Origin of the sequence: Prevotella sp. khp7 (assembly GCF_900109055.1) — a bacterium.
In the GTDB taxonomy this organism is placed as follows: domain Bacteria; phylum Bacteroidota; class Bacteroidia; order Bacteroidales; family Bacteroidaceae; genus Prevotella.
Genome location: NZ_FOIV01000001.1, coordinates 446,860 through 472,506 on the forward strand (window position 1 = coordinate 446,860; position 25,647 = coordinate 472,506).

Below are 25,647 nucleotides of genomic sequence, written 5' to 3' on the forward strand. Positions count from 1 at the left end.
GTTTACGCATTCTCTTTACGGAGGATATTCAGTCCTTCACGCACGATGCGCTGCAATTCAAGCTTCGAGCTGTCTACGAACTCAGCGAGGGCAAAGTCCTCAGGAGCCACCTCATAGATACCAAGAGCCTCCTGACGGTCTATATCGCCAGCGATGATGGCCTTGATCAGATACTCGCCATAAATATCCATCGGCAATACCTTATCATACTCACCGCTCATAATCATGTGGCGCTCACCACCCTTCACACGAGCATCGGGCGCATAAGCCTTCTTCTTACCCAGGAGCCATGAGAAATAGCTGCGGTTAACAGAGAACTGCTTGAAACGAGGCAGAATCCATCCCAGCATCTCGTCGGCGTCGTTACCCTCAGGGATAACGGTGATCTCGCTGGTGTGGGCTCCCAGGAAACCTTCCTTCGTGGTAGGTATGCCTGTCAGCACGTTACCGTTGATAATTCTTACGCTGCGGTCGGCCTCATAGCTGTTTGAAAGCAGCGTTGAGAGTTCCTCGCCTACAAGCATATCCACATAGGCAGGATTCTTAACCTCACTACCGCAGAGTGAAACGGTACGTGTCAGGTCTACCTGACCTTTATTAAACAGACGTCCGATAAAGAGAACGACCGTAGGATCGCCGATAGTCCATACCACCTCACCCTTGTTCACTGGGTCGATATGGTTCACCTGTACGCCGACATTTCCTGCGGGACAAGGACCGTCGAACACGTTTACCTCGACATGCTCCATTCCTTCGAGCGACGAGCCTACGCCAACGCCCAGATAGGTTCTCGCAATCTTCGAGAGGGCTGTGAGTCCTGTCTGGAAGTCCTCCTCCTGACCCTTCACCTCAAATTCGAAGTCAGCAGCCAGGGGCTTGTCACGAAGAGCCGACACGAAGATAGCCTTCGGCATTACCGAAGGATTCGTTGAGACAGCATAAGGTAACTGATTGATATAACCGAATATACCAGCTTCGAGAAGGGCATCAACAACGGCTTTACCATCAAGTTTACTAACCTCTTTCTTGCCGAAATCCACATAACTCTGCTGGGCATCGGCATCCACCTTTACACAGAGTACTTTTCTACGTTCACCACGCACAACGGCACTGACGGTACCGCTTACTGGCGAGGCAAACTTTACTTCGGGATACTGCTTGTTAACAAACAAGGCATCACCAGCCTTGACCTTGTCACCCTCGCGGACCACGACTTTCGGAGTCACACCCTCGAAATCATCAGGCACCAATGCATACTTGCCATTTGACTTCAGCTGGATTTTCTTCTCCTCAGCCTGCCCTTTTAGGTTCATGTCCAAGCCTTTGCGTAACTTAATTACATTTGCCATTTATATAAAGTTTGATTGAATAGTTTGCCAAGAGCGACGGCAAAATTACTAAAAAAAAGGCAGATAAAAAACAAAAATACAAAAAAAATGCCGAAATACCGATAATTTGTCGTATTTTTGCCTCGTGAAATTACTTAAAAGGTTCGTCAGCTGGACGATTTGGGGCATCATAGGTCTGAATCTGATGCTCATGGGCGTGTCCCACTTACCTGCTGCTCAACGCCGTATCGGCTCCATCGTGGCCCATGCGGTAGAGGAGAAGTTGGGTACCCGTGTCTCATTGGGGCGCGTCGATCTGGGTTTCCTCAATCGTGTCATCATCGACGACTTACTTATCTACGACCAGCAGAAGAAAGAGATGGTTCGTGTAGCCCGTCTTTCTGCCAAGATCGACATCGCGCCGCTGATAGAAGGGAAAATATCCATTTCATCGGCCCAGCTTTTCGGTGCCCGTTTCTCATTATACCGTCAGCATGCCGAGACGAAGCCCAACTTCCAGTTCGTGCTCGACTCTCTGGCGTCTAAGGACACCACAAGTCACACACCACTCTATCTGCGCATCAACTCGCTCATCATCCGCCACACGTATGTAAGCTACGACGAGAACGACCAGCCGAAGACCGATGGAATCTTCAATTTATCCCATCTCCGTGTGAGCGATTTCAACGCGAACATCAATCTGCGTACGCTTACCGACGACTCATTGAACATCAACGTCAAGCGTTTGGCATTCAGCGAGCAGTCGGGCCTCACACTCTCACGCCTCGCCTTTAAGCTGGAGGCCGGTCGCCGACAGGCCTGTCTGGCCAATTTCCAGCTACAGATGCCCAGCAGCACGCTGCATATCGACACTCTACAAGCCAGCTATCAGCTCGACGAGAAGGGCCTTAAACCTGGCACGCTGAACTTCAAGGGAAAGATTAACGAAACTAGCATAAGTCCATCAGATTTAAGATGTTTCGAACAGCGATTCAAGAACTTCCAACGTCCTATCGCCCTTGAAACAGCCTTCTCCGGGACAGACAGCCGTATCAATATACCCGACCTGCTCGTCTCAACCCAGGAGAAGGATATCGACATCCGATTAAACGGGTGGTTGAGCGACTGGGACAAACAGCCTGCCTGGCACGTTCAGATTGACAGACTCAGTCTGGCTGAGACCAGTCTCGACTTCCTCACCAAGACCTTCACGCAGTTGCCCCCCGAGCTCACCCGTCTGGGCAGTCTGCAAGTCAACGGTTTCTGCGACCGCAATCCTCACAGCATGTCGGCCCTCAAAGCGCTGATCCGCTCTGGTGCCGGCGACATCGATATGCGGTTCGACATGAATGCCGCTCAGGAATTCAGCGGTAACATCACGACCGAGGGCATCAGTCTGCACCAACTGCTGGCCGACAGCAAGTTTGGCAGTCTTGCCACCAAGATAGCCGTCAGCGGACAGCTGCACGACGGTCAGAAGCCCGACATCACCGTCAACGGAACCATTCCGCAGTTTGGCTTCAACGACTATGAATACAGCAACATAGCCGTTAACGGCAGCTACATCAGAGGTGCCATCTCGGGAACATTTTCCATCGACGACCCTAACGTCAGCGCCCATCTGGAAGGCGAACTGACTGATGAAATCCTCGATTCCAACGCTCACAAGCCCTACACCGTGAAGCTACAGGGCAGCATCGGCCACATAGCCCCAGGCGTGCTCAAGCTGACCGACCAGTTCGGCGACGCCGTGATGACAGCCGACATCGACGCCGACTTCACCGCCCGCACGCTGAACGATGCACAAGGCAGTCTGCGACTCAGTCAGTTCTCTGTCAGCGCCACCGAGCAGCAGCCCGCCTACCGCCTCGACAACCTCATCATCTCGTCAGGCTATGACGAGGGCACACATTTCCTCACGCTGAAGAGCGACTTTGCCGACGCAGAGCTGAAAGGCCGCTTCGACTACAGCACGCTGGCGCAGAGCGTGGCCAACGCCATCGGGCACCGACTGCCTACCCTGCCCGGACTGCCCAAGCTGAACCGTCAGACCGACAACAACTTCAGTCTGCGACTTCTTCTGAGCAAGACCGACTGGCTGCGCCGCTTCCTCAACGTCGACCTCACGCTGCGACAGCCCGTCGCCTTACAGGCCCGCGTCAACGACCTCACCCGTGAGCTCTATCTCGACGGCGACCTGCCCGGCTTCGTGCTCAACGGCGCCAGCTACTCCGACGGCTCTATCCGCATCACCTCGCCAGCCGACACCATGAGGTGTGCCGTACAACTCAACAAACTGATGGACAACGGTCATCGTCTGAGCGTCAAGTTAAACGCGGGAGCCTGTCAGAACAACCTCAACACCTCGCTCTCGTGGGACAACAACGACTCTGAGAAGCGCATGAGCGGACAGCTGAACACCATCATGCAGCTTTACCGCAACCTCGACAACCAGGCAGAGGCCCATATCCGCGTACAGCCCTCACACATTATTCTTAATAACAGCAGCTGGAACATGGAGCCCTCGAGCATTCTCTATCACGAGAACTACCTGCTGGTTGACCATTTCAACATACACCGCGGGCAGCAGCACATCATCATCGACGGAACAGCCTCGAAACATGCCTCCGACTCGCTCGTGGCCGACCTGAACGAAGTCGAAGTAGGCTATATCCTCGACCTTGTCAACTTCCACAGCGTGGAGTTCAGCGGAAAGGCTTCGGGCCGTGCCTGTGCCTCGTCGCTCTTCTCGCGTTTCGCCGCCAATGCCGACCTCACCGTCGAGGACTTCAAGTTCGAGCAGGGCCGCATGGGTCTGCTGCACGCTAAGGCAGAATGGAACCAGGAGCTCCAGCAGATTGACATCCACGCCGTGGCCGACGACGGTCCCGAGGCCAAGACGCACATCAACGGCTTCGTGTCGCCCGTACACAACACCATCGACTTGGCCATCGGCGCCGAGAACACGTCGATAGAGTTCATGCACAACTTCACCAGCTCGTTCCTCAGCAGCATCACGGGACAGGCCAACGGCGAGGCCCGTGTGGCAGGAACGCTCGACAACATCAACCTCACAGGACAGCTCGTTGTCGACGGTGAGGCCACCGTTACCCCGCTCAACACCACCTATCAGCTGCGCAACGATACCGTCATCATGATTCCCGACGAGATTATGCTGCACAACATGACCGTCACCGACCGCGACGGCCACCAGGGCATCCTCACGGGCGGCGTACACCACAAGCATCTCACTGATATGACGTACGATATCTTCGTCGACGCCGACAACCTGCTGGGCTATGATTTCACCGACTTCGGCGAATCGACGTTCTACGGCACCGTCTATGCCACGGGCCATGTGGCCATCCACGGGCGGAACGACGTGACCATCGACTGCAACGTCACCCCACAGCCAGGCTCCGTCTTCGTCTACAACGCCGCCAGTCCCGACGCTATCTCCAAGCAGGAGTTCATTGAGTGGGAAGAGCCTGCAGGCACGACTGCCACCAAGTCGCACACACAGTATTCCCGCGTGTCGGATACCGATATCTACATCAATTTCCTCATCAACTGTACGCCCGACGCTACGCTGCGCCTTCTGATGGACGAGAGTACGAAAGACTATATCACGCTCAACGGCGAAGGGGCCATCCGCGCCTCGTTCCACAACAAGGGACCGTTCAACATGTTCGGCACCTATACCGTCGACCACGGCACTTACGGCGTCACCATCCAGAACATCATCAAGAAGAACTTCACGTTCAACCGTGGCGGCACTATCGTCTTCGGTGGCGACCCCTATAATGCCGCCCTCAACCTGCAGGCCGTCTATACCGTCAACGGCGTGAGCCTCTCCGACCTCAACATCGGCAACTCGTTTAGCAACAACAGCATCCGTGTGAACTGTCTCATGAACATCGGCGGACAGCCTAACGCCCCGCAGGTTGACTTCGACATCGAGATGCCTACCGTGAATGCCGACGAGCAGCAGATGGTGCGCTCGGTCATCAACGGACAGCAGGAGATGAACCAGCAGGTGGTCTATCTGCTCGGCATCGGACGATTCTATAACCAGGGTGCCAACAACAACGCGACGGGCAGCGAACGCCCCGACCAGACGTCGCTCGCCATGCAGAGTTTCCTCTCGGGCACGCTCTCCACACAGATCAACTCGCTGCTCAACCAGTTTATCAAGAACGACAACTGGAACTTCGGCGCCAACATCTCAACGGGTAACGAGGGCTGGCACAACGCCGAGTACGAAGGTATCATCAACGGCCGCATGCTGAACAACCGTCTGCTCTTCAACGGACAGTTCGGCTATCGCGACAACGCGACTCAGGCCAACCCGTCGTTCATCGGCGACTTCGACGTGCAATATCTGCTCTACCCCAACGGCAACCTGGCACTCAAGGTGTACAACCAGACCAACGACCGTTATTTCACCAAGTCGAGTCTGAACACTCAGGGCATCGGTATCATCATGAAAAAGGATTTCAACGGCCTTCGCGACCTCTTCACGACCAAGAAGAAGCGCAAGCACAAAGACAAGAAATAGTCGCGGATAATTTTTAGGCACGGATTACACGGCTTTTTAAAAAAAAGACGCGGCCTTAGTTGCAATGCTAAAAGCCGTGTCTTAATTATATTAAGCCGTGTAATCCGTGCCTATAAAATTATTCGTGAAATTCGTGCCTAAAAAAAATAATCCGTGTTAATCCGTGTAATCCGTGCCTTTAAAAAAAGTTATCCGTGTTCGCTCGGCTTTGCCGCTTGGCTCGTCCAAGAATCCGTGTAATCCGTGCCTAGAAAATTATCTGTGCCTAGAAGATTGTGGATCATTACGGCTCATATATCAGCATGTCAGTCTTGAGATAGGACTCGCCACCGTTCTTGAATTCGTATCTGGTGGGGTCACTGTCTCTCCACGGTGTAGGTGTAGATTTCCTGGCCGTAGGTGGAATCATAGGCTTTAGTGGGCGCGCTGCGGGTGACGGTGAAGCCGGGAGCGGCCAGCAGGTCGGTGACGTCCGTCTCCGATTCGTCCGTATTGCGGTTGTATGCGGGATTGTCGTAATCGACATCGTTTCTATAATTGGAGCACGACAATCCACAAATGTTATCCGCGGTAGTCGTGATCGTGATCGTAGCCGATGCTCCGATACAGCTCATCTTGAGGCCGCCGTAAAGCAGAATGCCCCAGTAATCGTTGGCGTAAATGGAGTTGTCTCCTTTCAGGACCAGAGAGACGTCTCCCTGCGGATCCGGATAGATGTGCTTCTGATTGATGAATATGTAGCCGTAAGCCGTCAAATTGTCAAGGGTAAAGGTGCCGCCCTGACCATTTTCCAATCTGAATTCATACTCTTCGCTGTAGCCGCTGATGGTGATGTTGACAGGATTCTCTGTGAGCTCGTAATTTCCATAGATGGGCTTGACAGTGGTGCCGGTGACGGTAGGCGCCTTACATTTCTGCCAGGTCAGCTCTAACTTGCCATAGTAATATTTGCCGTTCTCGAAGCCTCCGGCGGGTGCGGCCTTGGAGGCCGTATATACATTGCCATCCTCATCTTCAGCCGTTATGTACAGCGTCTCGTTCTTGATGTCATCGACGAACATCATGGCGAAGTAGATGTTTCCATCATCCGACAGGTCATGGGGGTCCAAGGCAACGGGGCCTCTGATGTAGCGATTCTCCTCGGTGGAGGCGAGCGGATAATACATATAAATGGTATTGTTCTCCGCCGTCGTGACGACGAATTGGGTAAGCGTGGGCGTCACGGTATCGCCATTCTTGTCCTTAAAAGTCAGTTCCTGACGGAACAGGGAGTCGACGTTCTGGAAGGTGACGTCGCTCTTGTCCGGGTCGTCAAACTGGACAAGGGACATCGTGTATCCCTCGCTATCATCACCGTCCAACGCCGCAATCTTCATCTTGGCCTCTCCATAATCGTGGTAGGTAGCGCCATAGTGATAATCCCAGTAAGAAGCGACTTTCTGATCCTTGCTGCCGGTCTGGTAGAGATAGTTGAAATTCAGATATGCCGGATTCAGATCAGGAAGGCGCATGTTATAGAACAGATACACGGCGTCACCCTCGGCCGGCGTTAAAGCGATAGGGTTTCTGTCTCCATCGTCATAGTAGAACTTCAGCGCACCGCTGAGCGTGGCTTCCGAGGGATTGGAACCTGGCGTAACAGTCATGGAGACGCATTTTCTCTCGGCGGGATCATAGGCGATGGCATAGACGCCGTCATGCTCGATCACCATATATACTTCGTCCGTTTCTGCGAACGTGGTCCTGGCTTTTTTTTCGCCGATGGTCACGGCGCGAGTCTGTGCACCATTATCGAAGGATGCAGGAAGGGTGATACGGCAGACGGGAGCCTCTTTCACGATCGTTTTCTGACCCAGGATATCATCGACAGAGCAGGCTGTGAGGCTGCCCAGTGCAAGGGCTGCAGTTATGAATGAGCAACCAGGCTATTGATAAGATTTCTTTTCATTGTGCTCCTGTTTTAGGTTCATAACTTTGGTTTACCACTCCACGGGTTCGTCGTCTGGTTTACTGCCCGCCAGCAACTGTGGTGTCTGTCTCATTTCGTACTCCTGCATTGCAGGCTTCATGTACTTAGGCTTCTCTTCTCTTGTTTTCATTGTTTAAGTTTATGTTGAATTTGGCCACAAAGATAAACAAAAAAATCGAACTTACCAAACATTAGCGCGGATATTTTTTTAGGCACGGATTAACACGGCTTTTTAAAAAAAGACGCGGCTTCTTATTTTGGCACGGATTACACGGATTACACGGATTTTAAGGCGGCACGGCCTTAGTTGCAATGCTAAAAGCCGTGTCTTAATTATATTAAGCCGTGTAATCCGTGCCTAAAATAAAATAATCCGTGTTAATCCGTGCCTTTAAAAAAAGTTATCGGCTGCCGATGTAGAGGAACACCATTCCGAGGAGTACCAGCGCGAGATCGACCGCCTTGGCCTTCAGGTTGCGCTCATGGAAGAACCAGGCGCCAAACAAGAAGCTCACGATCACACTGCCGCGACGAATCATCGACACGATGGAAATCATGGCCTCAGGCAACGACAGCGAGTAGAAATACATGAAATCGGCCGTCGACAGGAACACGCTCACGCCCAGAATAGACCACGACCAGTGGAACGGCGTCGTATCCTTGTGCTTAGGCCACCACAGCAGCATCAGCATAACACCCATCATGGCACACTGGTAGATGTTATACCACGACTGCACCATCATACGGTCGAGACCCACGCCGCCGTTCTCCACAGGCGCCATCAGGAACTTGTCGTAGAGACCGCTCACGGCGCCCAGCATCGCTGCACCCACAATCATGTATATCCAGTGGTCGTGCTTGAAGTCTATCCCCTCTTTCTTACCGCTGCGGCTCAGCATCAGAAACGATATCACCGCCAGCATCACACCGACCCACTGCCACAGGTTCAGTCGCTCACCGAAGAAGAGTAGTGCGCCCACGAGCACCATCACCGGCCGCGTGGCGTTGATAGGTCCCACGATGGTGAGCGGAAGGTGCTTCATGCCGAAGTAACCCAGTATCCAGCTCGACAGCACGATGAGTGCCTTCAGCACGATATACTTGTGCATCTCCCATCCCCCGCTGGCCGTGTGGAAAAGGGTATCGTCGAGCACCGTCGTCGTACCGCTCAGCACGATAAACGGCAGGAAAATCAAACTCGAGAAGAGGGTGTTCAGAAACAGTACGGGAATCACCGCGTTGTCTCTCAATGCATGTTTCTTAAACGAATCGTAGCAGCCCAGCATAGCTGCCGACATAAATGCTAATATCAGCCACATATCCTAATAAACAATCTTTTCCAAAAACAGCGCGTTGCCAGGCATGCTCTCACCGGCATCCGAACGCTTCTTGCCCTCGATCACCTTCCTGAAGTCGCTGAGCGAGAGCTTACCGCGACCCACATCGACCAGCGTGCCCACCACGGCGCGCACCATGTTGCGCAGGAAGCGGTTGGCCGTGATCTCGAAATACCACGTCGTGGGCGATGTCTGTATCCACTCGGCCTTCGTCACGTTGCAGAGCGTGGTCTTCACGTCGGCCCCGGCCTTACAGAAGGCTCCGAAGTCCTCATATTCCGTCAGAATCCTGCCCGCCTCGTTCATCCTGTCGAAGTCGAGCTCATAGTGCATCTCGCAGCTGTAGGCTCGCTCAAACGGGCTCTTCCGTGTGTGGATGTAATAGTGATACGTCCGCCACTTAGCCGAGAACCTGGCGTGCATCTCGTCGCTCACGGGCTCTGCCTTCTCTACGGCGATGTCCTGTGGTAGCAGACGGTTCAGCTTATACACCAGCTGTTCGCAGTTGATGCCCTCCTCGGCCTCGAACCTCGCCTCGGTGTCGAAGTGTGCCACCATCATGCGGGCGTGCACTCCCGCATCGGTGCGCCCTGCTCCCGTCACGCCGATCTCCTCGCGGAGAAGCGTAGAGAGCGCCCATTGCAGCTTTTCCTGCACCGACACCCCGTTGGGCTGTATCTGCCAACCGTGGTAGTTGGTTCCGTCATAAGTGAAAGTGATGAAGTATCTCATAGACTGTGCAAAGGTACGAAAAAAAATCGAGACCACCAAATTTTTAGCCAGCTAAAATCTTAAAATTCCGCACTTTTCAGAAATTTCTTTTTTACGTGTTGCAGTGTTGCAGTGTTGCAGTTGTTCTGAAGGCTCCCGCGCCTTTAAAAAAAGGTCTATATATTTATATATATATATAATATATATAATATATAGAATTCTCTTTCCACTTTTTACGCTACTCAATCCTAACTGCAACACTGCAACAACTGCAACAAATCAACAGGTTTCAGGTTTAGAGATAGTCAGCATAAGACTGATTAATAGCGACTTAAGCTTTATACGGAGCGGAGTGAGGTTTTCGATAAAAGAAAGTCCCCCTCCGCCTGAGGGGGACCGAAAGCGTCCGCAGACGCCCGAAAAATGCTTCGAATTGTTCTATAATACGTATTCGGCTGTGACACCGAACTTCATCATATTGCCTTTACCTGAAGATTCCAGCGACTTAAACAGGTCGGCATGCAGTCGGGCCGCATGCTTGCCCAGTGCCATCTCTACGCCGCCGCCGATATACGCACCGAAGTGGTTCGTCTGTTCCCAGTCCTTGTCGACGATCATTTTCGACATATAATAGCGCTCCTCCTTATTGCCGAGATGCAGCACATAAAAGCCTCCGACACGGATGAGAGGAACGATCTTGCCCTTGCCGTAGCGCTTAAGCAGACCTATCGAGCCCATGCAGCGGGCCTTCTTATATATCGTGTACGACGACTCATGTCCGCCGCGCACCATCGTGTGATGCTTGAAGCTGGCCTGGGGCGAGTAGACGACACACAGTTCCAGGGCACCGCCCTTCGTCACGCGCTCCAGCTCGGTCTCGAAGCCCAGACCCGCCTCGAAAGTGCTGCCCGAGTAGTTCTCGTCCTCCAGCGTCTGGTAGGCGGTACGCTCGTGCGTATAGTACGAATAGCCCACAATCGCCTTGAAATGGTTCTTCGGTCCATCCGACTTCTCGTTATACTCATACACCATACACGAACTGCCATCGGTACATACGTCCTTGTGGTAGTCGCGCACGGCGTTCACGAGCTGTTTCCTCGACACATCGCCGCCCTTTATCTCCTCGGCAGCCTTCCACGAGTCCTTCAGCAGCAGCTTGACCTTTCCGTACTGTTCACGCTGCTCCTCCACCCTGCTGCTCTGCTCATGGATCGACGCCGAGGTGAAGAACGCACGCTTGGTGAGCTGCGCCATCTCGCCGTCCTCTCTCTCAAAGAAGAAGTACTCGTCCTGATTATAGGCGACGCAATACAGGTTCATCATGCCCTGAACCATGAACTCGGCGAAGTAGAGCTCGGGCGTACCCGTCACATTCAGTCGACGGGTCACGAAGTACTTTCCCCCGTTGTCGAACCTGAATCCCTCGATGTCGCCGGGCTTGTAGGTCTCGCCCTTCGTCTCCCCGGCAGCCCAGAAGTCGCACTGCTTCGCCAGTCGCTCGTTTGTACGGAAATCGATGACGCCCCTGATGGTATCGCCATTGTTCGTGATAACAAAACCCGGTTTCGGGTTCACCTGTGCACACAACTGCATGGACATCAGCGTCCACGACAGCAAGAATACAATCTTTTTCTTCATCGTATTACACTACTAATTTTTTGATTAATGATAATAAGTTTACTATGGCCGATTAATTCAGCAAAAAAAATTCTGGGCGCAAAGGTATGAAATATTCCGCAGACAACCAAGAAAAGGGAGCGAAAAAAGTTTTTCAGAAAAAAAATAATTTTCTTTGAAAATTATCTTCATTTTTTCTTGCATATCTCAAATATTTTTCGTACCTTTGCACACGTAGACAAACAACCATCAGAATCAAAGAAAGTGAAGAAGATTATCATGACAATCATGGCAGCCGTAGCGACTATGGCATGCATGGCACAGACTGGCACATGGTCGGGAGACCTGAGTGTGCAGGGTATGAAACTACAGCTGGTGTTCCGCATCGGTGAAAGCGAAGGAACCATCGACTCGCCCGCACAAGGGGCACGAGGCATCAAGCTCACCGTGGAGCGCCCGACAGGAGACAGTATCGTGATGAAGATTCCGACCATCAACGGTCAGTACCAGGGACGGCTCGCAGGCGACGAGATCACGGGCACCTTCACCCAGCACGGCACGACGTTTCCCCTCACGCTGAAGCCCGGCGAGAAGATAGCCAACCGTCCGCAGACGCCCAAGCCGCCCTACCCGTACGCCACGGAGGAGGTAGAGTTCAAGAACGGCGACGCCATACTGAGAGGTACGCTCACGCTGCCTGAGGGCTGCAACAGGAAGACGCCCGTGCTGCTCATGGTGACGGGCAGCGGATTCCAGAACCGCGACGAGGAGATACTCGAGCACAAGCCCTTTGCGGTGATAGCCGACGCACTGGCCCGACAGGGCATTGCCACCCTGCGCTATGACGACCGCGGATTCGGGGAGTCGAAGGGTAACACGGCGACCTGTACGACGGAGGACCTGAAGAACGACGCTGCCGCAGGCATCGACCTGCTGCGCGAACGGTTCGAGAGCGTAGGCGTGATAGGCCACAGCGAGGGCGGCACCATCGGACTGATGCTGGCCTCGGAGGGAAAGACCGACTTCGTGGTGAGTCTGGCAGGAATGGTGATCTCGGGCAAGGAGACACTGGTGTGGCAGAACCGCACGATGCTGCCCTACGAAGGCTTCTCAGAGGCTGAGGTCGAGGCATATTGCGAGATACTGAATGAAGCGTTCGACGCCCGCGTCGCAGGACAGAACGTGCCGTCGATAGACAACCGCGACCTGCCCGCAATGCTGAAACAGGACTACAAGAGTACGATGCTGCAACTGATGTATCCCTATCTGAGATATTTCATGACGCTCGACGCGAGGAAGTTCATCGGTAATATCACGTGTCCCGCGCTGGCACTGAACGGCACCAAGGACATGCAGGTGGAGTACAAGGCCAACCTCGAGGCACTGCGCAGCGGACTGCCTTCGGCCAAGACCGTGGCGGTAGAGGGCTTGAACCACATGTTCCAGCACTGTCAGACGGGACTGACCAAAGAGTATCAGCAGATCGAAGAGACCATCGCCCCCGAGGTGCTCGAAACCATCATTAACTGGATCAGAAACGAACGATGATTTTCTATTTCTCAGGCACAGGCAACACGAGATGGGCGGCAACGCAGATTGCGGAGGCCGTGGGCGACGAACTGCTGTTCATCCCGGAACTGATCAGTAAAGGCAGCTACGAGTTCTCCCTACAGCCAGGCGAGCGGATAGGATTCTGCTTCCCGACGCACGGATGGCAAGTGCCGGGAATCGTGAGAGGCTTTATCCGCAAGCTCAGGATAAACGGTCTGGAGCCAGACACCTTCTGCTGGTCGCTGACCACCTGCGGCGACAACGTGGGCGAGACGATGACGATACTGAATAAGGACCTGGCGGCCAACGACCATCTGAAGACCAACGGAAAACCGCTACAGGCCACGGCCGTCTTCTCGGTGGTGATGCCAGAGACGTATGTCTGTCTGCCGTTCATGTACACAGACACCGAGGAGAGGGAGCAGGAGAAAATCTCCGCCGCCAAAGCCCAGTTGCCGCATATCGCAGACTGCATCCGCGAGAAGCGCACGGGTGTGGAGGAACTGGTGAAAGGCTCTACCCCCCGACTCTACTCATACGTGATTGGCGGCTACTTCAACAAGCGGATGATTCACGACAGGAAGTTCACGGTCGACCGCGAGAAGTGTATCGAGTGCGGCAAATGCGCCAAGGTGTGCCCTGTGGAGAATATAAAAGGAACACCGCCCGAGTGGATTCACAACGAGCGGTGTACTTGCTGTATGGCGTGTTATCACTACTGTCCCACGCATGCCATCAACTACGGTAAGACAACCAGGAAGCGCGGACAGTACTTCTTTAATAGACGCGGGGACCAAAGATAGTGGTACCGATGCGGACCATCGTAGAGCGGGTCTGAAGGGCTACGAGATAGTCGTCGCTCATACCCCAGGAGCGTTCGCAGAAAGCGTCGTCAGTTTCAAAATATTTCGCCTTCACCTCATCAAAGAAGTCGGCTGCGGTCTGCATCTCGCGGCGTACCTGTTCCTTGTCATCGACAAACGAGGCCATCATCATCAGGCCACAGATACGTACATGCTTCATCTCGCGCCACTCGCCAGCCTCAAGGAGTTCGCGGCAGGCGTCAAGCGTCAGGCCGTACTTGGTCGACTCCTCAGCGATATGGAGCTCAAGGAGCACTTTCACAACGCGCCCGCACTTCTCGGCCTGCTTATTAATCTCTTTCAGGAGCTTTAGCGAGTCAACAGCCTCAATCATAGATACATAAGGCGCGATATATTTCACCTTATTGGTCTGAAGATGACCAATGAAATGCCACTCGATATCCTTTGGCAGCTGCTCGTGCTTGAGGCGCAGTTCCTGCTCGTGGCTCTCGCCAAACACACGCTGGCCCTCATCATAGGCAGCCATGATGTATTCGGCAGGATGGTACTTTGAAATTGCCACAAGGCGCGTACCCTGTGGCAATGTATCAAGAACCTGATGAAGATTTCCCTTAACGTCGTACATTACTGTTCGTATTCAGGTTTGTCGTCTTTTTTTGTCTTAGCATACTCATAGACGTCCATGATCGTGGTCTCGTTGACAGCAGCGATGACATAGTCGATCATGGTGCCGCCCATCACCTCGTCGATGTTCTTCACAGCGCCGTTGAAGGTGCCTGCCTGAACAAGATAGGTGACAGAGCTGCGCTTCTCTTTCTCGGTCTTCTCGTCGATGGTGATGAACTGGAGCTTTGCCTTATACCAGCGGTCGGCCATCTCGTCGTCAGAGAAGAATATTTCCTTATAGGGAGCCTTCTTGATATCGGCCACGTCGAACTCGCCGCTGATATAAGACGACATCTCCTCGATGATGCGCTCCTCGGCCTCGCTGAAGCTGAGGGCATCGACTACATAAGATTCTGTAACTTTCTTCTGCAAGCCGTCTTCCATCACTTTCTCATAACGGATCTTGCATTCAAACCAAATTGCTGTTCTACTTCTCATTTCTTATTTTTAACTGTTGTATTAATTGTTTTATCGTCGTCGGAGGGCTTCTTGTGAATGCCCATATAGTCGGGATCGAGCTCCTTCATCTTCTTGGAAGTGAGCTGGTCGATGATCTCAGAGGCGATGCGCTGAGAACGGTCGTTGCCCAGGTTGGCCTCCTTGGCGAGCTCGGCCTCCTTCTTGGCCAGCTCTTCGGTCATAGCCCTGCTGCGCGCCAGGAAGTCCTTCTCGGTGAGGTTCATCTTCTCGTTGTTATAGATCTTCGAGAGTATCTGATCAGCGGCACGGGTGAACTGCTTGCGGAAAATCTGCTCGGCCTTGGCCTGATATTCGCGCATCTTGCGCTCATCCACACTCAGCGAGTCGTTGAGATAGGCCTGCTGCTGAACGGCAGCGGCAATCGTAGCCGAGTCGGCATCGGCACCGATATCAAGCAACAGCGACTCATCGTCGACCATGTCGTCGGGAATAGGTTCGTCGACGGGCTTCACATACTCTATCACTTCGGGAGTGGGCAGCAGATAGAAATAGCAGCCAACAGCCAGCAGGGCAATCAGCAGGGCTGCAACGCCCACGAGTCCCGTGCGACGCATGCTCTGGCGGGCCAGCAGGGCCTGATGGAAGTCCTTGACAGAAGCATAGCGGTCGTCGGGCGACTGAGCCGTAGCCTTGGCCAGAACACCCTTGAGCTCGAAGGGAATGCCGCCCGACTGGTAGAGCCAGGCCACGAACTTGCCCAGCGAATAGACATCGGTGCGGGCATCGACGGTACCTTCGGCAAACACCTCGGGAGCCACGAAATCCTCTACGCCGTCGTAGAGCACGTCCTGTTCAAGCTTCATATAATAGGAACCGTGACACAGCAGACGGACGTTGGCGCCACTCTTGCGCACTAAGACATTAGAGGGCGCGAAGCATACGTGGAAAATGTTCTTGTCATTGAGTTGCGTGGTGAGATCAACCAGGTCGCTGATCGTTGAGCTGATGAAATTCTTACGGGCCACGATAGCTGGATTCTCATTGAGCAGCTGCTCGAAAGTGAGGTAATGCCCCACCTCGACGGCTATGGCGTAGACGCCGTCGCCCCCTTCGTTGGGCGTGAACTTGAGCTGGCGGCGGTCGTCGAGCTTCGACATCTCCTCGGCCTCGCGGCGCACACAACTGCTGAAGGCAACATGATCGGCCACCTCATCGTGAAACTCCACAAAGTTTGAATATTTCCCGTCTATCAGACGCTTGTAGAAATAACCGTAAGGCAGACGAACCTTCGTGGTTTTACGGGCGTCGCGGGTTTCCAACAATTCCTCGAAATTCATCACGTATCTCAATTTGTTGGGCAAAAGTACTCATTATTTCTAAAAAAAAGCCACAGATTACACAGATTAACAAAAAAAAACAGTACCTTTGCAGCGATTTTTGTAAAAAGTAAAAAGGTAAAAGACAAAAAAGATGCCGGAAATATCAGTTCGTGGCCACGAGATGCCCGAGTCGCCTATCCGAAAACTCGCACCTCTGGCCGCCGCAGCTAAGAAGAGAGGTACGAAGGTGTACCATCTGAACATCGGTCAGCCCGACCTGCCTACCCCACAGGTGGGCCTTGACGCTTTGAAACAGATAGACCGCCAGATCCTGGAGTATTCTCCGTCGCAGGGCTATCTGAGTTATCGTGAGAAGCTCGTTGACTATTACGCGAAATACAACATCAACGTAACAGCCGACGATATCATCATCACCAGCGGAGGTAGCGAGGCGGTGCTCTTTGCATTCCTGAGCTGTCTGAACCCCGGCGACGAGATTATCGTGCCCGAGCCTGCTTATGCCAACTATATGGCGTTTGCCATCTCGGCTGGCGCTAAGATCCGCACGATAGCGACAACCATCGAGGAGGGTTTCTCGCTCCCTAAGGTCGAGAAGTTCGAGGAGCTGATCAATGAGCGCACACGAGCCATCATGATCTGCAACCCCAACAACCCTACCGGCTATCTTTATACCCGCCGCGAGATGAACCAGATACGCGACCTGGTGAAGAAGTACGACCTGTATCTCTTCTCCGACGAAGTGTATCGCGAATATATCTACACAGGGTCGCCCTATATCTCAGCCTGCCACCTGGAGGGTATTGAGCAGAACGTGATCCTGATCGACTCGGTGTCGAAGCGCTACAGCGAGTGCGGTATCCGTATCGGTGCGCTGATCACCAAGAACGCTGAGGTAAGAAAGGCCGTGATGAAGTTCTGTCAGGCCCGCCTCTCACCACCACTCATCGGACAGATCGTGGCCGAGGCTTCGCTCGATGCCCCCGAGGAGTATTATCGTGACGTGTACGACGAATATGTGGAGCGCCGTAAGTGTCTGATCGACGGACTGAACCGCATCCCCGGCGTCTACTCGCCTATCCCTATGGGTGCCTTCTACACGGTAGCAAAACTGCCTGTCGACGATGCCGAGGAGTTCTGCCGTTGGTGCCTGTCGGAGTTTGAGTATGAGGGCGAGACCGTGATGATGGCTCCTGCCGCTGGTTTCTATACAACCCCTGGTGCCGGTATCAATCAGGTCCGTATCGCCTACGTTCTGAAAAAGGCAGATCTGGAGCGTGCGCTCGTCGTATTGCGCAAAGCACTTGAGGCTTATCCGGGAAGAGTTGACGAATGAACCTACCGTTATTCATAGCGAAGAAAATCTATAGTGACAAGGGCGACAAACGGAAAGTGAGTCGCCCTGCCATTCGTATAGCCACCGTTGGCGTGGCTATCGGACTGGCCGTGATGATCGTAACGGTGAGCGTGGTATTAGGATTCAAGCACACCATCCGCGACAAGGTGGTAGGATTCGGAAGCCATATCCAGGTTCACAACGTACTGACGTATAACGGCAGCGACCAATATCCAGTCTGCATAGACGACAGCATGATGCAGATGATAGGCAGCGTCGACGGCGTGAGCCACGTAGAGCGATTCGCTATGACACAAGGCATCCTGAAGACCGACGAGGACTTTCTGGGCGTGGCCTTCAAGGGCGTGGGACCAGAATACGACATGACGTTTCTGAAGAGCCATCTCGTAGAAGGAGAGATGCCCGAGTTCAGCGACTCTACCAGCAAGCAGAAACTGCTGATGTCGAAGATGATAGCCGACAAGCTGAGACTGAAGGCTGGCGACAAGGTGTTTGCCTACTTCATCGACGGACAGGATGTGAGAACCCGTCGCTATACCGTCAGCGGCATCTATCAGACCAATATGACACGCTTCGACGAGAACCTGTGTTTCATCGACCTCTATGCCGCCAGCAGACTGAACGGCTGGCTGAATGGCGAAGTGACGGGCGTCGAGGTAAAGGTGAAAGACTTTGAACAGCTACAACTGACGGAAGACAGGTTCGTTGAGAAGATAAACCGCAGCATCGATCCGCAAGGCAACGTCTTGACGACAGAAACCATCTATGAGCTCTACCCGCAGGTATTCTCCTGGCTCGAACTGCTCGACATCAACGTATGGATTATCCTCGCCTTGATGGTTTGCGTGGCAGGATTCACCATGATCAGCGGACTGCTCATCATCATACTGGAACGCACGCAGATGATCGGTATCCTGAAAGCTGTCGGAGCCAGAAACAAAACCATACGCCACACATTCCTGTGGTTCTCGGTATTCATTATCGGACAAGGATTGTTCTGGGGCAACGTGATAGGCTTAGGCATCGTGCTGCTCCAGCAATATACAGGCTTCGTGACACTCGACCCGCAGACCTATTATGTGAGCGAGGCACCTATGGAACTGAACCTGCCGCTGGTTGCTGCCATCAATGTGGCAACACTGCTGATATGCGTTTTCGTGCTGATAGCACCCAGCTACCTGATTTCGCATATTCACCCCGCAAAATCGATGAGATACGAATAATTATTGTTCGATATCTCCCCGAATATGTTATTTTTTATAAGTAAACATAAAATATTGCACATTTTTTTTTGAAATGTGCAGGAAATAATATACCTTTGCACAAAATTTTAAAGATTGTGCAATTTTAATGGAAAATTTCAGCAGTTTTAATGCTTACATCCAAAAGGCCATAGTGAACAACTGGAACCAGGATGCGCTTACCGATTATCAGGGTATCACACTCCAGTTTCACGACGTAGCAAGAAAGATTGAGAAGGTTCATATATTGTTTGAAAATAGTGGCGTAGAGAAAGGAGACAAGATTGCCATCTGTGGACGCAATTCAGCCCATTGGGCTGTTGCCTTCCTGGCTACCCTCTCCTATGGAGCCGTTGCCGTGCCTATCCTGCATGAGTTCAACGGCGAACAGATACAGAACATCGTGAACCACTCAGGCTCGAAGCTGCTCTTCATTGGCGACTATGCCGTGAAGACCATCGATCCGGAAGCTATGCCTGGTCTTGAAGCGATTATCAACATACCCGATTTCTCGTTGCTGATATCTCGTTCAGAAAAGGTAACCTACGCACGCGAACATCTCAATATGATATTTGGCAGCAAGTATCCCAGAGCCTTCCGCGCTGAGCACGTAGACTATCACAAAGACGAGGCAGAAGAGCTGGCGCTGATCAACTATACCAGCGGTACGACAGGATTCTCGAAAGGCGTGATGCTACCCTATCGCGCATTATGGGGAAACATTGAGTTCATCATGGGTGAGCTGGGAAAACACGTAAAGCCCGGCGACAACATGCTGAGCATTCTACCCATGGCCCACATGTATGGTATGGCGATAGAATTCCTGTTCGGATTCTGTAACGGATGCCATCTGTTCTTCCTCACCCGTCTGCCGAGTCCTGCCATCATCGCAGAGGCTTTCGCTGAGGTGAAGCCGGCGGTCGTCATCACGGTACCGCTGATTATCGAGAAGATCATCCGCAAGAAGGTATTCCCCGTAATACAGAACAACCGTATGCGTTTGCTGCTGTCTATGCCCATTGTGAGCAAGAAGGTAAAGGAACGTATATGTAAAGAGGTATACAACGCATTCGGCGGCAACCTGTATGAGGTGATCGTGGGTGGCGCAGCACTCTCGAAAGAGGTTGAGGAGTTCCTGATTTCTATCGGATTCCCCATCACGGTGGGCTACGGCACCACAGAGTGCGCACCGCTGATATCGTATTGCAACCATAAGAAGTTCATCGGCGGTTCGTGCGGCACCCCTGTAGCACGCATGGAGGTGAAGGTCCTGAGTGCCGACCCGGAAAACATTGCGGGCGAGATTGTAACCCGAGGCACCAACCTGATGCTGGGCTACTATCTGAACGAAGAGGCCACCAAAGAGGCTATCGACGAAGAAGGCTGGTATCACACAGGCGACCTGGCAACAATGGCGCCCTCTGGCCACATCTTCATTCGCGGACGTCTGAAGAATATGCTTCTGGGCGCTAACGGACAGAACGTATATCCTGAAGAAATAGAAGACAAACTCAACACGATGCCGATGGTATCGGAGAGTCTCGTCATACAGCGTGGCGACAAACTCGTGGCTCTGGTTCATCCCGACAAAGACGAGGTGGTAAGCTTCAGCCAGGAAGAGCTTGTTGACATTATGGAGCAGAACCGTAAGGACTTGAACGAGCAACTGCCCGTATATAGCCGCATCTCAGCAATCGAGCTTCAGGACGAAGAGTTTGCCAAGACACCAAAGAAGAGTATTAAACGCTACTTATATAAGAATATCTAATCGATGCATATGGGACAAATAGGAAGTTTTAACGCTCTCATTCAGAAGAGTATTATCGACAATTGGGACCGTGATGCGCTGACCGACTTCAAGGGACAGACGCTGCAGTTCCACGATGTTGCCAGAAAAATCGAAAAATTACACATTCTTTTTGAAAACAGCGGTATACAGAAGGGAGACAAGATTGCCCTTTGCGGCCGCAATTCCTCTCAATGGGCCGTAGCCTTCCTCGCTACGCTTACCTATGGTGCTATTGCTGTACCTATTCTACATGAGTTCAATGCGGAACAGATACACAACATCGTGAATCATTCAGAGGCTCGTCTGCTCTTCGTAGGCGACCATGTGGCAACGATCATCGACCCGCAGGCTATGCCTACGCTGGAGGGTATTATCAATAACCCCGACTATTCGCTGATGATCTCCCGCACAGACAAGCTGACCTATGCTCGCGAACATCTGAATGAACTCTATGGTAAGAAGTTCCCGAAATACTTCCGCAAACAACATGTGAACTACTATCTTGAAGAGAATCCCGACGAGCTGGCTGTCATCAATTACACCAGCGGTACAACTGGTTTCTCAAAAGGTGTCATGCTGCCCTATCGTGCACTCCGGTCAAACTACGACTTTGCCGTGAGTGTTCTGGGTAAGCAGCTCAAGGCGGGCGACCCTATCATCTCGATGCTCCCGATGGCTCACATGTACGGTATGGCTTTCGAGTTTATCTTCGAATTCCTGTACGGCTGTCATGTGTACTACCTGAACCGCATTCCTTCGCCAGCTATCATCGCTCAGGCCTTGCAGGAGGTTCGCCCCGTCATCGTGATTGCCGTACCGCTGATTATCGAGAAGATTATCCGCAAGAAGGTATTCCCGAAGATTCAGAACAACCGCATGCGCTTGTTGCTTCAGATGCCCGTTATCAACAAGAAGGTACGCGAGATGATATGTAAGGAAGTGCTGAAAGCCTTCGGCGGCCGTATGTACGAGGTTATTATCGGCGGTGCCGCCCTGAATCATGAGGTAGAGCATTTCCTCAAGAAGATCGACTTCCCCTACACTGTAGGCTATGGTGCTACTGAGTGTGCCCCCATTATCTGTTATCGTGACTGGCACACGTTTGCACAAGGCTCTTGCGGACGCGCAGCCCTAAACCAGAAGGTTGAGATTGACTCACCCGACCCACGACGTATCCCCGGAGAGATTCTGACCAAGGGACCTAACGTGATGCTGGGCTACTATAAGAATCCAGAAGCCACAGCTGAGACCATCGACAGCGAAGGATGGTATCACACAGGCGACTTGGGCACGATGGACCAGGATGGCAACGTTTACATCAACGGACGCTCAAAGAATATGCTTCTCGGTCCTAACGGACAGAACATCTATCCCGAGGAGATTGAAGACAAACTCAACTCTATGGCGATGGTGATGGAGAGCATCGTTGTACAGAGAGACACGAAGCTCGTAGCTCTGGTTCACCCCGATATGGAAGAGGCAAAGAACATGGGATTCTCGATCGACGACCTGAAGAGCATCATGGATCAGAACCTCAGCGGACTGAACGAGCTGATTCCCGCCTACGAGAAGATCAGTGAGATTGTGATTCATGAGGAGGAGTTTGAAAAGACACCAAAGAAATCAATCAAACGATATCTTTACACATAACCATAAAGAGGGCCACCCTGTCAGGATGGCCTTCTTTATTTCTCATATTTATAATAGTACCAATAAGTTCCGCGATACTGTTCTTCTACCTTCACCCGGCGCTCGCTTTTGTCGGGATACTGTTTCTCCAACTGCATCAGGTTATCATAGTCTTCATCCATCACAGCATGATGATAGACTACCAGCGGACGGGAACGCATATGGGTGTAAAGCGTCAAGGCCTCACGATAATGCTTGGGCAAGCTGTCGTCGATATGGTAATACTTACCCAGCTCCTTTACAAAATCGTCTATCTGCCGGTCTATCAGATAGCCACAGAGCAGATAGTCGGCCACAGTCTTATTAGGCAGACTATCGCGCTGCTGAACAAGTTCCAGATAACGCATAGGCGACATTCTGGAAGCAGGACGGGCACCAATAAACTTATACAAGCTGTCTTGCGGATAGAACATCATACACGAAAGGCTGTCTGTGGGAAGCATCTGACTGCTGTTACCCGTTATCGGATATTCAAAAAGATGTTCGCCCAAAGCATTCTCACGGGCCAACGCATACATACGCAGCATCAGCAGATGTTCATCACCCTCCAGCGATTTTCTCCCCACCATAAGCGCTCCTTTCATATCTCCGTCTGTCAGGCATTGCTCAGCCCGCATACGGTAATGAAACACAGCATTGGTGTTACCTATCCATACGGTGCATATCATCAGCAGTGACATGATGAGCATATTAAGCCATACAGGACGCGAGAACAGACGAACCTCAGTAGGACGGAACACGCCTTGCAGTTGTCGGACCACCCACACGGCTCCAATCCACAAAGCAATCACGAGAACAATTCCCAACCAATGGCAGTCGAAATAAATGCCACCGTCAGCATTTTCCGTCACGGCAGTAAGTAGTCCCAATACCAACATCGACGGGAAATAGCTTAAGGCATAGGCGCTACTTCTGAGACGGGAAGACTTTGCGACAAAGAACTGAAGCAGGATCAGTATCAGTGTGATACACACACACCCTATGACAGGGTTATAATGCGTCAGTCCTTTACTCAATACATGCTGCGACATCGTCATGATGTCGGGCTGAAAGCTATACAGCCAGCCAACAGAGAATATCACAAAAACAATAGCACACATCAGGCGTATACCCATGGTGCTATTATTCTTTTTCATATCATTATATGTCAACATCATATTTTCTTCAACACGACTGCTGAACGTGCGGGGATATAGAGTTTCAGCCACTCTTTCCTTTCCTTGACGTAAAGCGGATCGTAGTTAGTAAAATGCGTAACGGTATCATCGGCAAAGCCATTACCGCCGAAGTCCTTCGAGTCGGTGTTCAGCACAACCTGATAACTGCCAGTAGGCACCAGGAAGCCATAGTCGGTATAACTACGTGTCGGCGAGAAGTTGAACACAAAGACGAGGTCGCCCCTCATAAAGCAGAGTACCTGGTCGCCATCGTCGTGCCAGATTTCTGTCACAGGTGTGTTCTGGAAGTTGCGCACACTCTTGATAGTCTTCAGCATCTCGCGGTCGAAGTCGCCCAACCAATGATAGCAGAGATCCTTGTTGTCCACGAGGTTCCACTGTCGACGGGCATACTTATAACTCCAGCCATTACCCTCACGCGGGAAGTCGATCCACTCAGGATGTCCGAACTCGTTACCCATGAAGTTCAGATAGCCACCGTTAATAGCAGCTACCGTCACCAGACGGATCATCTTATGCAGGGCGATACCACGCTGGGCAATATCGTTCACGTCTTTCTTTGCGAAGTGCCAATACATATCGGCATCTATAAGTCGGAAGATGATGGTCTTGTCGCCGACCAGCGCCTGATCGTGACTCTCACAATATGAGATAGTCTTCTCGTCGGGACGACGGTTCTTAACCTCCCAGAAGATGGAGCACACGTTGATGTCCTCATCGCGCACCTCTTTTATGGTTTTAATCCAGTAGTCGGGAATATTCATCGCCATGCGGTAGTCGAAGCCATAGCCGCCATCCTCGAACTTAGCTGCGAGTCCGGGCATACCCGATACCTCTTCGGCAATAGTGATGGCGTTAGGATTCACCTCGTGTATCAGCTTATTAGCCAGCGTAAGATAGCAGATGGCGTTATCGTCCTCGTGTCCGTTGAAGTAGTCACCATAACCTCCGAAAGCCTCGCCCAATCCATGCGAGTAATACAACATCGAAGTCACGCCATCGAAACGGAAGCCGTCGAAATGGAACTCTTCGAGCCAGTATTTGCAGTTTGAGAGCAGGAAGTGAAGCACTTCGTCCTTACCATAGTCAAAGCAGAGCGAATCCCACGCGGGATGCTCATGACGGTCGCCAGGATAGAAGAACTGGTTCGGATCGCCAGCCAGATTGCCCAAGCCCTCAATCTCATTCTTCACGGCGTGGGAATGTACGATATCCATAATCACGGCTACACCGTTCTTGTGGGCGGTATCGATAAGTTCCTTCAGCTCCTCAGGCGTGCCGAAACGGCTTGAAGGCGCAAAGAACGATGATACATGATAGCCGAACGAGCCATAATAAGGATGCTCTTGAATAGCCATCACCTGAATGCAGTTATAACCATCCTTGATAACACGTGGCAACACGTTATCCTTAAACTCCTTATAGGTACCCACCTTCTCGGCATCCTGTCCCATACCTACATGGCACTCATAAATGAGCAACGGATTCTTCTTTGGTTTAAAGGACTTCTTCTGGAACTCATAACTGTTCTCCGGGTTCCACACCTGAGCAGAGAATATTTTGGTATTCTCATCCTGCACCACACGGCGGCACCAAGCGGGAATACGTTCTCCCTCTCCTCCATTCCACTTTACCTTCATTTTGTAAAGCTGACCATGCTTCAGGGCTTTTTCGCTCAGTTTCAGTTCCCAGTTACCCGTACCCTCGATGCGCTTGCAACGGTACTTCTCGTTTTCCTGCCAATTGTTAAAGTCGCCAACCAGATAAATATCGGTAGCGTTAGGCGCCCACTCGCGGAACACCCAGCCTTTAGCCAACTTATGCAGACCGAAGTAGAGATGACCAGAAGCAAACTGGCTGAGGGTTTTCCTGCCATTCTGTGTCAGCTGGTTCATCTTCCAGATGGCATGGTCATGCCGCCCACGGATAGCCCCTTCGAAAGGTTCCAGCCACGAGTCGTTACGTACCAAGCCGATATGTTCGGGTTCTTTCTGAGCTGCCGCCTTTTTCACTGCGGCCTTTTTCTTTGTGTCTTTTTTTGTTGTCATAGTTTTAATGTTTTTAGCCCCTTATGC

Annotated in this window: 17 protein-coding genes; 7 read left to right on the forward strand and 10 right to left on the reverse strand. The window is 52.1% G+C overall.

The features are described 5' to 3' along the window. Positions 1-2: 2 nt before the first annotated feature. On the reverse strand, positions 3-1,349 hold the full coding sequence (locus BMX82_RS01940) for a Na(+)-translocating NADH-quinone reductase subunit A (protein WP_091765576.1): 1,347 nt from the start codon (positions 1,347-1,349) through the stop codon (positions 3-5). Positions 1,350-1,473: 124 nt separating this feature from the next. On the opposite strand from BMX82_RS01940, the gene BMX82_RS01945 reads away from it, so the two are divergent. After that, positions 1,474-5,886 (forward strand): translocation/assembly module TamB domain-containing protein, encoded by a 4,413-nt coding sequence (locus BMX82_RS01945; RefSeq protein ID WP_091765579.1) that lies wholly within the window; start codon positions 1,474-1,476, stop codon positions 5,884-5,886. Positions 5,887-6,242: 356 nt separating this feature from the next. On the opposite strand, the gene BMX82_RS01950 is transcribed toward BMX82_RS01945, so the two are convergent. The 4 genes from BMX82_RS01950 to BMX82_RS01965 form a co-directional block, all read right to left on the reverse strand. After that, positions 6,243-7,724 carry a hypothetical protein gene (locus BMX82_RS01950; RefSeq protein WP_091765582.1) on the reverse strand — a complete coding sequence of 494 codons (1,482 nt, stop codon included), beginning with the start codon at positions 7,722-7,724 and terminating at the stop codon, positions 6,243-6,245. 532 nt (positions 7,725-8,256) lie between these two features. Then, complete coding sequence (locus BMX82_RS01955; RefSeq protein WP_036912628.1) at positions 8,257-9,174, reverse strand: DMT family transporter; 918 nt, start codon at positions 9,172-9,174, stop codon at positions 8,257-8,259. Positions 9,175-9,177: 3 nt separating this feature from the next. Then, the gene (gene truA / locus BMX82_RS01960) at positions 9,178-9,924 is read right to left on the reverse strand and encodes a tRNA pseudouridine(38-40) synthase TruA (RefSeq protein WP_036912631.1); all 747 of its coding nucleotides are present in this window, start codon (positions 9,922-9,924) and stop codon (positions 9,178-9,180) included. Between the two features lie 417 nt (positions 9,925-10,341). Then, positions 10,342-11,541, reverse strand: a complete 1,200-nt coding sequence (locus BMX82_RS01965; RefSeq protein ID WP_091765585.1) for a hypothetical protein — start codon at positions 11,539-11,541, stop codon at positions 10,342-10,344. A gap of 243 nt (positions 11,542-11,784) precedes the next feature. Here BMX82_RS01965 and BMX82_RS01970 point away from each other — a divergent pair, with 243 nt between their 5' ends. Beyond that, positions 11,785-13,068 (forward strand): alpha/beta hydrolase, encoded by a 1,284-nt coding sequence (locus BMX82_RS01970; RefSeq protein ID WP_255396530.1) that lies wholly within the window; start codon positions 11,785-11,787, stop codon positions 13,066-13,068. Next, entirely contained in the window at positions 13,065-13,874 is an 810-nt protein-coding gene (locus BMX82_RS01975; protein ID WP_091765588.1) for an EFR1 family ferrodoxin, read from the forward strand. Before BMX82_RS01970 ends, BMX82_RS01975 begins: the two co-directional genes overlap by 4 nt. Here BMX82_RS01975 and BMX82_RS01980 read toward each other — a convergent pair. The 3 genes from BMX82_RS01980 to BMX82_RS01990 are packed head-to-tail and all read right to left on the reverse strand — an operon-like array spanning position 13,849 to position 16,318. Beyond that, the gene (locus BMX82_RS01980; RefSeq protein ID WP_036912642.1) at positions 13,849-14,520 is read right to left on the reverse strand and encodes a YggS family pyridoxal phosphate-dependent enzyme; all 672 of its coding nucleotides are present in this window, start codon (positions 14,518-14,520) and stop codon (positions 13,849-13,851) included. The genes BMX82_RS01975 and BMX82_RS01980 overlap by 26 nt on opposite strands. After that, on the reverse strand, positions 14,520-14,999 hold the full coding sequence (locus BMX82_RS01985) for a DUF4494 domain-containing protein (protein ID WP_036912645.1): 480 nt from the start codon (positions 14,997-14,999) through the stop codon (positions 14,520-14,522). Before BMX82_RS01985 ends, BMX82_RS01980 begins: the two co-directional genes overlap by 1 nt. Further along, positions 14,996-16,318 (reverse strand): serine/threonine-protein kinase, encoded by a 1,323-nt coding sequence (locus BMX82_RS01990; protein WP_036912647.1) that lies wholly within the window; start codon positions 16,316-16,318, stop codon positions 14,996-14,998. Before BMX82_RS01990 ends, BMX82_RS01985 begins: the two co-directional genes overlap by 4 nt. A 133-nt stretch (positions 16,319-16,451) precedes the next feature. Between BMX82_RS01990 and BMX82_RS01995 the strand changes: the two genes are divergently transcribed. From BMX82_RS01995 to BMX82_RS02010, 4 genes are all read left to right on the forward strand, one after another. Continuing rightward, on the forward strand, positions 16,452-17,654 hold the full coding sequence (locus tag BMX82_RS01995; protein WP_036912649.1) for a pyridoxal phosphate-dependent aminotransferase: 1,203 nt from the start codon (positions 16,452-16,454) through the stop codon (positions 17,652-17,654). After that, complete coding sequence (locus BMX82_RS02000; RefSeq protein ID WP_091765592.1) at positions 17,651-18,898, forward strand: ABC transporter permease; 1,248 nt, start codon at positions 17,651-17,653, stop codon at positions 18,896-18,898. The genes BMX82_RS01995 and BMX82_RS02000 overlap by 4 nt, the downstream gene beginning before the upstream one ends. 127 nt (positions 18,899-19,025) lie before the next feature. Then, the gene (locus tag BMX82_RS02005) at positions 19,026-20,684 is read left to right on the forward strand and encodes an AMP-binding protein (RefSeq protein ID WP_036912655.1); all 1,659 of its coding nucleotides are present in this window, start codon (positions 19,026-19,028) and stop codon (positions 20,682-20,684) included. Positions 20,685-20,693: 9 nt separating this feature from the next. Continuing rightward, positions 20,694-22,355: an AMP-binding protein gene (locus BMX82_RS02010; RefSeq protein WP_036913651.1), complete on the forward strand. Its 1,662-nt coding sequence runs from the start codon at positions 20,694-20,696 to the stop codon at positions 22,353-22,355. Positions 22,356-22,390: 35 nt separating this feature from the next. On the opposite strand, the gene BMX82_RS02015 is transcribed toward BMX82_RS02010, so the two are convergent. After that, positions 22,391-23,530 carry a DUF6057 family protein gene (locus BMX82_RS02015; RefSeq protein ID WP_143058293.1) on the reverse strand — a complete coding sequence of 380 codons (1,140 nt, stop codon included), beginning with the start codon at positions 23,528-23,530 and terminating at the stop codon, positions 22,391-22,393. Positions 23,531-23,547: 17 nt separating this feature from the next. Then, the gene (locus BMX82_RS02020; RefSeq protein WP_091765598.1) at positions 23,548-25,620 is read right to left on the reverse strand and encodes an alpha amylase C-terminal domain-containing protein; all 2,073 of its coding nucleotides are present in this window, start codon (positions 25,618-25,620) and stop codon (positions 23,548-23,550) included. Positions 25,621-25,647 lie beyond the last annotated feature (27 nt).

Bases quoted from the DNA above. Each gene is read 5' to 3' on its own strand.
- BMX82_RS01985 (WP_036912645.1), bottom strand. From the start codon at position 14,999: ATGAGAAGTAGAACAGCAATTTGGTTTGAATGCAAGATCCGTTATGAG.
- BMX82_RS01955 (WP_036912628.1), bottom strand. From the start codon at position 9,174: ATGTGGCTGATATTAGCATTTATGTCGGCAGCTATGCTGGGCTGCTAC.
- BMX82_RS01940 (WP_091765576.1), bottom strand. From the start codon at position 1,349: ATGGCAAATGTAATTAAGTTACGCAAAGGCTTGGACATGAACCTAAAA.
- BMX82_RS01995 (WP_036912649.1), top strand. From the start codon at position 16,452: ATGCCGGAAATATCAGTTCGTGGCCACGAGATGCCCGAGTCGCCTATC.
- truA (WP_036912631.1), bottom strand. From the start codon at position 9,924: ATGAGATACTTCATCACTTTCACTTATGACGGAACCAACTACCACGGT.
- BMX82_RS02020 (WP_091765598.1), bottom strand. From the start codon at position 25,620: ATGACAACAAAAAAAGACACAAAGAAAAAGGCCGCAGTGAAAAAGGCG.
- BMX82_RS02015 (WP_143058293.1), bottom strand. From the start codon at position 23,530: ATGAAAAAGAATAATAGCACCATGGGTATACGCCTGATGTGTGCTATT.
- BMX82_RS02010 (WP_036913651.1), top strand. From the start codon at position 20,694: ATGGGACAAATAGGAAGTTTTAACGCTCTCATTCAGAAGAGTATTATC.
- BMX82_RS01975 (WP_091765588.1), top strand. From the start codon at position 13,065: ATGATTTTCTATTTCTCAGGCACAGGCAACACGAGATGGGCGGCAACG.
- BMX82_RS01990 (WP_036912647.1), bottom strand. From the start codon at position 16,318: ATGAATTTCGAGGAATTGTTGGAAACCCGCGACGCCCGTAAAACCACG.
- BMX82_RS01965 (WP_091765585.1), bottom strand. From the start codon at position 11,541: ATGAAGAAAAAGATTGTATTCTTGCTGTCGTGGACGCTGATGTCCATG.
- BMX82_RS02005 (WP_036912655.1), top strand. From the start codon at position 19,026: ATGGAAAATTTCAGCAGTTTTAATGCTTACATCCAAAAGGCCATAGTG.
- BMX82_RS02000 (WP_091765592.1), top strand. From the start codon at position 17,651: ATGAACCTACCGTTATTCATAGCGAAGAAAATCTATAGTGACAAGGGC.
- BMX82_RS01980 (WP_036912642.1), bottom strand. From the start codon at position 14,520: ATGTACGACGTTAAGGGAAATCTTCATCAGGTTCTTGATACATTGCCA.